The following is a 1,105-nucleotide window of genomic DNA, read 5'->3' on the forward strand; positions in this document are numbered from 1 at the left end:
CTGTGCATTGAACGTGCACGTTTCCCGCGTAAAGATTTTGTACGCAGTTATCCTGGTCACGAGAGTGATATTGGCTGGATTGATCAGCAAATATCGGGTGGATTTTCTTACAGCGCCCGTTTGATTGAGTTTCGTGACGATATCGTGTCGATCATGAAGCAACTGGCGAATATTGAGAAGCGTGCTGGTTTGCCGGTTGTTGAGATCAAAGAGGCCAGTCGACTGATGTCTATTGGTGAGGCTAAGGCACGGCGTGCTAAGAAGGAAATGGTCGAGGCCAATCTGCGGCTGGTGATCTCTATTGCCAAGAAGTACACCAATCGTGGCTTGCAGTTCTTGGATCTGATTCAGGAAGGAAATATCGGCCTGATGAAGGCAGTGGACAAGTTTGAATACCGGCGTGGCTACAAATTCTCTACTTATGCGACCTGGTGGATACGCCAGGCCATTACGCGGAGTATTGCGGATCAGGCGCGGACCATTCGTATTCCGGTACATATGATCGAAACCATTAACAAACTCAACCGGATCAGCCGACAGATGCTTCAGGAAATGGGACGCGAGCCGACGCCCGAAGAGTTGGCAGAGCGGATGGAGATGCCTGAGGATAAAATCCGTAAGGTGTTGAAAATTGCCAAGGAACCCATCTCCATGGAGACACCCATTGGTGATGATGAAGACTCGCATCTGGGCGACTTCATTGAAGACCGGAACGTGACGGCGCCAGCGGATTCTGCCGTTAATGCGGCGATTCGCGAAGTGGTTGAGGAACTGCTCGATAATGGTTTGACGGCGCGGGAAGCCAAGGTGCTGCGTATGCGTTTTGGTATCGGGATGAATACGGATCACACGCTGGAAGAAGTCGGCAAGCAGTTTGATGTTACCCGCGAGCGTATTCGGCAAATTGAAGCCAAGGCGTTGCGTAAACTGCGTCATCCCTCCCGCTCGGAGCGGTTGCGCAGTTTTGTGGACGGTGAGGTGACGATCCCGTCTTGATGTATGCTTCTGCTGTAACAGGCGTGGATATCGGCGCGTTCTACGCCTTTCTTTAGGGCCTGTAGCTCAGTTGGTTAGAGCAGGGGACTCATAATCCCTTGGTCCACGG

General features: G+C 51.9%; 1 protein-coding gene. It reads left to right on the forward strand.

Annotated elements, in window-relative coordinates; all coding sequences use genetic code 11:
* The coding region (rpoD, locus tag M7F93_RS11860) for an RNA polymerase sigma factor RpoD (RefSeq protein WP_298173815.1) at window positions 1–996 on the forward strand (996 nt) is incomplete at its 5' end.
* Between the last annotated feature and the right edge of the window lie 109 nt (window positions 997–1,105).

Origin of the sequence: Acidithiobacillus sp. (assembly GCF_027322205.1) — a bacterium.
Lineage (GTDB): Bacteria > Pseudomonadota > Gammaproteobacteria > Acidithiobacillales > Acidithiobacillaceae > Acidithiobacillus.